This window comes from Enterovirga sp. CN4-39 (genome assembly GCF_049446235.1).
Lineage (GTDB): Bacteria > Pseudomonadota > Alphaproteobacteria > Rhizobiales > Beijerinckiaceae > Enterovirga.
This window is the reverse complement of the sequence record NZ_JBMSEF010000035.1, coordinates 20,428-27,162: the sequence shown is the minus strand read 5'-3', so window position 1 is coordinate 27,162 and position 6,735 is coordinate 20,428. Positions and strand designations below refer to the sequence as shown.

The following is a 6,735-nucleotide window of genomic DNA, read 5'->3' as shown; positions in this document are numbered from 1 at the left end:
CCGCTCGATCGTTTCCTCGGCGAGGTCGCGGGCCTCGGCCCGAAGCTCGGGCCGCTGCTGGTGCAATTGCCGCCGAGCCTCGCCTTCGAGGCGGCCACGGCCGAACGCTTCTTCGCCACGCTCCGCGACCGCCAGGCGGGACACGTCGTCCCCGAGACGAGCGTCGTCTGCGAGCCGCGCCACCCGAGCTGGTTCTCGCCCGAGGCCGAGTCCCTCCTTCGCGCCTGGCGGGTCGCCCGCGTCGCGGCCGATCCGGCGCCGGTGCCGGAGGCGGCCGAGCCGGGCGGCTGGCCGGGCCTCGCCTATCATCGCCTGCACGGCGCGCCGCGCATGTACTGGTCGGCCTACGAAGCCCCCGCCCTCATGGCGCTGGCCGAAAGGCTCGCGGCCCGGCGCGCCGAGACGTGGTGCATGTTCGACAACACGGCGAGCGGCGCCGCCCTCGGCGACGCGCTCGCCATCGCCGCCCAGGCCTAGCGCCCGACCAGCCCGCCGGGCACCGCGTCGCGCAGGTCGGGGGCGTCGAGGCGGCGGTAGCGGGCCTGGACGAGGCCGAACAGCCCGAAACAGGCGAGGCCCAGGGCCGTCGCGCCGAGCAGGAAGGCGCCGTAGGGCTGCTGCCGCAGGGCATCCAACGCGCCGCCGAGGCCGCGCACCTCCGACGAGCTCGCATGCCAGGCGGCGGCGAGCAGGAACCCGCCCACCACCAGGAAGACGAGGCCGCGGGCCGAAAAGCCGAGCTGCCCGGCCTTGCGCACCCAGTCCTCGTGCCCGGCCGGCAGGCGGAGACGGTCGGTGACGCGGCCCTTCCAGGCGCGCCACAGGTAGGAGAGGCCGACCCCGATCACGGCGAGCCCGACCGCCGCGACGAGCCAGCGCCCGGCCGGCTGCCCGAGGAGCCAGCGCGTCCAGTCGCGCGCCGCCTGGTCCTCGCCGCCCCCGCCGCCGCCACCGCCACCGCTCCCCGTCGCCATCGCGAGGGCCGAGACCGCAAGGCTGCCATAGACGAAGCCGCTGATCCCATGGGCGGCCCGCACGGCGAGCCCCTTCGGGTCGCTCCCGCGCCCGTCGGCGTCGAACACGGCCTCCACGACCCGCCACAGCGCGAAGCCGAACAGCCCGAGCGCCAGCAGCCCGACCAGCACCGTCCCGAACGGCTGTCCCAGCAGGGCCGCCAGCGCGGAGCGGCTCCCGCCGGTCCCGCCGCCCTGTCCGATCGCGGCGAGGAGCGCGAACACCCCGACCAGGAGATAGACGGCCCCCCGCGCCCCATACCCCGCCCGCGCCAACAGCTCCACGGCAGCGTCCCTCCGGGGCAATCTCCCCGCGGCGCAAACCGGTTTTGGGGTGGCGCGGTTCCCGGGTGAGGCGCGTCTCCCTCCCCCTCGTGGGGAGGGCCGAGTCGAAGCGCAGCTTCGAACCGGGGTGGGGGGCGTTCTGCCGTCGAGCGCTTGCCAGGCGGAGCCGGCCCTGCCCGCTCACACCGGCGAAAGCCGGTGCCCATGGACGCTGATCCCTCCCTGCAGGGGAGGGTGGCCCGAGCGAAGCGGAGGGCCGGGTGGGGCTGCCTGCCCGGCCGCAACCCCACCCCGGTTCGCGCCTGCGGCGCGACTCGGCCCTCCCCTGGAGGGGAGGGATCAGGCGGCTCGTCCGTCAGCAGGCACGCGCCGTCCGTCCCCGGTCCGAGGTCGGTCACCACGGTTGCGTTCAAAGAGCTGCCCGAAATCCTGTGAGGGAGCGGGACGCCGGTTCTCCGGCCTTCGATGATGATGGATTGCGGATTTGCCAGGTCCCTCCCGGCGTCCCGCGACGGTCTTTTCGGCCCCTGGGCACACGCCCGGTCAGCCGCCCGGGCGCCACGGTTTCCGGAACCGCGACCTCGGGACCCGCCCTCGCCTCCGACAACGGTGCCCGGTGTCGACCGCCGTTCCCTCGCCGGAGACGAGCGACGGAGATATAGGAATAAATGCTGGCTTTGTCAAGTGCCTCGTCATCGCGAGCGCAGCGAAGCGACCCAGGGGACTGGGCGGAGAGCTGGATTGCTTCGCTGCGCTCGCAATGACGATGGTGAAGCCCCCGCTCACACCGGCGAAACCCGGTGCCCAGGGGTGGGCCCGGCCTGCGCCGGGGCGAGCGGGGAGAGGCTGGATTGCTTCGCTACGCTCGCAATGACGAGCCCGCCCGCGCCGCCGCGCACCCTCTCCCGTGCGGGAGAGGGATGGGGTGAGGGCAGGAGGTTTCAGGGCCCAGCAACCACCGAGTTGCTGCGCCTGCCGTGAGATCCGCCCGGCTGCCCCACAACCCTCACCCCGGCCGGCTCGTAGTGGCCGGTGTGAGAGGGCTCGGCGCCGTGGGAACAGGCTCCCCCGGCGCTGCATCGCGAACAGCCGCCCCGGGTCGGGCGCCCACCGGGGCACCCGTCGCGGGACCGCCTCCCCTCCGCCTCGCGACCGGTGCGCACGTAACTCCCTCGCCGGATGGGAGTGAGGGACTAAAATCATAATAGGAATATATTGTTGAGCTCTCGGTCCGCGGACACGCCGGGCCGTGACGAGCTCCGTGTCGAAGGAGTCTGGCAGAAACCGAAGTCTACAAAGGAGAATTCCTCGATCGCTCTAGAGCCTTCAAGACCCTTAGCCCGACTTGAGACGTCCTCTCCTCATCGCTCTCCGCCAGATTGCGGGCTTGGGTATAGATAAGCTGAAAGTCTACGATTTTGCTCCAACTCCGACTAATGTTCTCGTAATTGCCGGCCGTTGATGCTACCTCGCTTATCATGTGGGGAAGGACTCTTTCTGCTCCACCTACGGCTTCGATTTCTTTTGTCATAAACTCAGTAACTTCACGGCCGTCAGTACTCGACCACCAAAACCATAACAGCACGTCCGGCTTAGCCTGTCCCCAGATTTCTCCTGATTCTGCGAGTTCGCGTATCCGGTTCGTCAATATCTGACGGATTTCCTCGGCTCTATCAGCAAACCCCAATTCGTCCGATTTCGATGTACTGCCGTCTGGATTGATGTCGGGACTGACTGTACGAACGAAGAAAGAAAGGGCCGTGAGGTCAGACGCTGACAGGATTGCGTCTATGATTACGGCGCTTCTTTCACTAGCGCTGAGACTCTTCAGGCCTCTACCGATCACCCAGCGCATTCGCTCGATGTTTGGCATAGAAAAAAGCCCTCGGTCTTCATCCTGCGCGCTAATCAGATAGGAACTGAAATCCGCGAGGTGCGACAAGTGGTCAGCGTTTAGTGGGTGGCCTGACTCGTAATGATTTGCCAACTCGTCCAAAAGCAACCGCCTCAATCGTGATTTATTTTGCTCCGGTTCTGCATCAATCCGTTGCCTAATTTGCTCGAAAGTGACAGCTGGAGGCAGTTCAAACAATATTGCAAGCTCGGACCGAGACCAGGTAGCTGCTTGAGGGTTAAGGCGAAAATAGGACAGAGCGTGGTGTCTGTCCGACAAGCGGCGGTTGCGGCCGGAACGATCCATGGCGGCGTAGGTCTGGAGTACGTTGTCGGCCTTAGGAAATAGCAGTGCTAAAGTATTGGTAGCACCTTCTTTGCTAACGGCGGTTGACATTAGTTGTTCAATTTTTTCTTTCAAGCGATCGTTCGCGGCTGCCATCTCAGTTCACCAAGTCTGTGAGGTTGTCTCGTACCCAGTTATACACGACGGGATCGTGGATCCGTAGGGTCTCCAGTAGCAGCAGATCTGTAGGATCGACATGGTCGTGAAGACCAGACCAGGCAACAGAAAAGCCGTTCACTAGGCGAGATACGGCCCGTGGTGTTCTAATGTAATATCTAAGCACAAGATACCATGCGCTCCCGAGGTCGGGCTTCAGCGCCGCGGAAGGTAAAGAGTGGAAAAGCGAAGTCAGTTCGACCTCAAGTAGACGTAGTAGATCGTATTCTTCAAGGGGAGGGAGATTGATCGGATATTGGACTATTTTCTCTAGAAATTCGCGACCGTCGGTCTTCGCGGCATTGGTGATCGAATTTGCTAGGCGGTCGACATCGTAGGAAAGTAGATATACGACGTTAGGGAGGTCGCCAATCGATTTAACCAGAGAGGTCATCTCGAGAGCTTCGTCGGGCAGCAATCGGTCTAGGTCGTCGACAATAACCAGCAGACGCCTGCCATCAAGGCGCCCCAGAATCCCTCGAAGCCGTTCTCGAATCTGGTCGAGCGTTGGGCCGGTTGTAAGTCGGTTCGAAACGCCTTTGGCCCAACTGCCTCCAGCCGTGATCACGGGTCCAAACGGGAGCCCGAGTGCAGTTGCTCCGGCACCTGCTGCTGGAGCTAGTTCTGATAAGCGCGTGAGAAGATCTCCGAAGGCGAGTCGCGCATCGTCTCCTAGAGAAATTCCGAGTGTTCTGGCTAGATCACTAAAGAGACCCTTGGCGAGTTCGCCTCTACCAGCGATGAGCCAAGGAGAGAACCGTAATATTATTGTGCGTGCTTCTCGTGGAAGTCTTTGTTCTAGATGGAGGTAGCGTTGCGCGAGAGCCGCCTCTTGTTCGTTCCCAAGCCAGGACGTGAATTGTGCGAATTGATTGTGGTGCTCCCAAAGCGAGAGGTCGCGAGAAGAGTCGTATAGGTCAGAGATCGACGACCTGATTCTGGCAAGTGCCATTGCGCCAGCCTCAAGCTCATCGTCACTCAACCGGCTAACGGACGGATCGCGAGTGCAAATTGCAGCGTCGATGCGACGTAGATCGAACCGTTCGAGAGCCGCAGAAAGCAGATTGATTAAGCTGGTTTTTCCGGACCCCCATCCGCCTATCAAGCCGATAACGAAACCATTCTTTGCAACTGCCAAGTCATCGATAGATTTGGCGAGGGTTGTGGCAAACTCATTGCGATTGAGTGCGTCCTCGCTACGCTTTGTGATCGGGATGTCGCCAAGTCTCACCTGTGCTATGCCTCGATCATTTGATTTTGATGAATCGATCGATTCGCTTGATGCAATATAGGCGAACAGTGGACGTCAATGCGAGCGCTTGGTTGCCGGACAGCTCACTCCTTCGCCGCTTCCGATTAATGTCGCAAGCCTGTTGGCCGTGGTAGGCGCAGGCGTCCTCTTTGCAGCAAAGACAAGAGAACGCCTTGCGTTTGACTTCCCAACCCCTCACCCGGGCGCCCGCTGTGCGGGCTGCTCGTCCCTCGGGTCAAGCCCGAGGGCAGGCCCTCTCCCGCTGGCGGGGAGAGGGGACACGGGCGCCCTGCCGTGACCCTCAGCGCGTCTGGTATTCCACCATGTGCGCATAATCCTCCCGCATCGGTGCGAAGACGTCGATGTTGATGGCGATGCCGTCCTCGGGGGCGGGGGCTTCGGCCCAGTGGATCACGTCGCGCGGGATCTGCACGACCGTGCCGGGGCCGCATTCGATCACCTGCTCGCCGACATGGAGCTTCAACCGGCCCTCGATCAGCATGAAGACCTGGTCGAAGGGGTGGCTGTGCGGCTTCGGCTCCATGCCGGGGGCGAGCGTGTTGTAGGTGACGAGGCAGTTGTCGCCGCGGAAGCCGCGCTGCGTCACGCCGGCCCGCACCTCCTGGGCCGGCACCTCGCTCCAATTATAGGCCGTCACGGGGCCGGGCATGATTGTCTCTCCGAGGGTTGAGGGGGATCAGTTCGTCTCGATGCCGAGCTTGCCGGCGAGCGAGCGGGCGTCGGCGGCCGTCTCGGTGACGACCTTGCCGAACTCCTCCGGCGAGGTGGACACGCCGAGCACGCCCGTCTGCTTCATGAGCGCCTGGTATTCGGGCGAGGCGACCGCGTCGCGCACGTGCCGGTTCAGGAGGTCGACCACGTCGCGCGGCAGGCCCGCGCCGCCGCAGACGCCGAGCCAGCCGTAGCTGACGAGCTTCACGCCCTGCTCGGTCAGGGTCGGCACGTCGGGCGCGACCGCGAGGCGCTCGGGGCTCGTCATGGCGAGGAGCTTGATCTGCTTCGCCTCGAAGAGCGGCATCGTGACGACGAGCGGGCCGACCAGGAAGTCGAGCCGGCCGGCCACCATCTCCTGCAGGGCGGGGCCGGTGCCGCGGAAGGGCACGGCCGTCATCTTCGTGCCGGTGAGGAGCTCGAACTCGCGCGCGATCAGCTCCGGCGCCGAGCCGACGCCGACATGGCCGTAATTCAGCTGGCCGGGGCGCGCCTTGGCATGGGCGATGAAGTCCTGGACGGAATTGACGGGCAGCGTGTTCGGCACCGCGAGCCCGTAATAAGCCTTGGTGATCTGGCTGATCGGCTGAAGATCCTCCAGCTTGTAGCTGACGTTCTTCAGAAGGACCGTGTTGATCGGGTCGATATAGGTGCAGAGCAGCAGCGAATAGCCGTCGCGCGGCTGGCCGAGCACGTCGTTGACGGCGATGGCGCCGCCGGCGCCGGGCTTGTTCTCGACGACGACCGGCTGGCCGAGGGAGGTCCGCAGCTTGTCGGCGATGATGCGCGCGGGGCCGTCCGTCGGCCCGCCGGCCGGGAAGCCGACCACGAGGCGGATCGACCGGTTCGGATAGGCGGACTGCGCCGAGGCGAGGCCGGGCAGGAGGCTCGCGGCCGCGAGCGCGAGGCCGGCGACGAGGCGGCGGAGGGGAGCGGGGGCTTTCATGGGTTCCGGTAACGCGAGAGGGCTCGGTCGGCGCCGCGCGCGCCCTCTCCCGGGCGGGAGAGGGTCGGATGCGCAGCATCCGGGGTGAGGGTTCGGGCGGTGCCTGACCTGG

General features: G+C 64.9%; 6 protein-coding genes. 1 reads left to right on the top strand and 5 read right to left on the bottom strand.

Annotation, left to right across the window (positions count from 1 at the left end):
• The coding region (locus ACO2SS_RS27800; protein WP_423281118.1) for a DUF72 domain-containing protein at nucleotides 1-477 on the top strand (477 nt) is incomplete at its 5' end.
• On the opposite strand, the gene ACO2SS_RS27795 is transcribed toward ACO2SS_RS27800, so the two are convergent.
• The 5 genes from ACO2SS_RS27795 to ACO2SS_RS27775 all read right to left on the bottom strand — a co-directional run bounded on the left by ACO2SS_RS27795 (nucleotide 474) and on the right by ACO2SS_RS27775 (nucleotide 6,623).
• Nucleotides 474-1,298 carry a DUF1206 domain-containing protein gene (locus ACO2SS_RS27795; protein WP_423281117.1) on the bottom strand — a complete coding sequence of 275 codons (825 nt, stop codon included), beginning with the start codon at nucleotides 1,296-1,298 and terminating at the stop codon, nucleotides 474-476. The genes ACO2SS_RS27800 and ACO2SS_RS27795 overlap by 4 nt on opposite strands.
• Nucleotides 1,299-2,589: 1,291 nt before the next feature.
• Nucleotides 2,590-3,633: a hypothetical protein gene (locus tag ACO2SS_RS27790; RefSeq protein WP_423281116.1), complete on the bottom strand. Its 1,044-nt coding sequence runs from the start codon at nucleotides 3,631-3,633 to the stop codon at nucleotides 2,590-2,592.
• Nucleotide 3,634: 1 nt separating this feature from the next.
• Entirely contained in the window at nucleotides 3,635-4,924 is a 1,290-nt protein-coding gene (locus tag ACO2SS_RS27785) for a KAP family P-loop NTPase fold protein (protein ID WP_423281115.1), read from the bottom strand.
• A 322-nt stretch (nucleotides 4,925-5,246) separates the two neighbouring features.
• A complete protein-coding gene (locus tag ACO2SS_RS27780; RefSeq protein ID WP_423281114.1) occupies nucleotides 5,247-5,615 on the bottom strand; it encodes a cupin domain-containing protein in 369 nt (122 codons plus the stop codon).
• A 27-nt stretch (nucleotides 5,616-5,642) separates the two neighbouring features.
• Nucleotides 5,643-6,623, bottom strand: a complete 981-nt coding sequence (locus ACO2SS_RS27775; RefSeq protein ID WP_423281113.1) for a Bug family tripartite tricarboxylate transporter substrate binding protein — start codon at nucleotides 6,621-6,623, stop codon at nucleotides 5,643-5,645.
• Between the last annotated feature and the right edge of the window lie 112 nt (nucleotides 6,624-6,735).

Bases quoted from the DNA above. Each gene is read 5' to 3' on its own strand.
- ACO2SS_RS27790 (WP_423281116.1), bottom strand. From the start codon at position 3,633: ATGGCAGCCGCGAACGATCGCTTGAAAGAAAAAATTGAACAACTAATG.
- ACO2SS_RS27775 (WP_423281113.1), bottom strand. From the start codon at position 6,623: ATGAAAGCCCCCGCTCCCCTCCGCCGCCTCGTCGCCGGCCTCGCGCTC.
- ACO2SS_RS27780 (WP_423281114.1), bottom strand. From the start codon at position 5,615: ATGCCCGGCCCCGTGACGGCCTATAATTGGAGCGAGGTGCCGGCCCAG.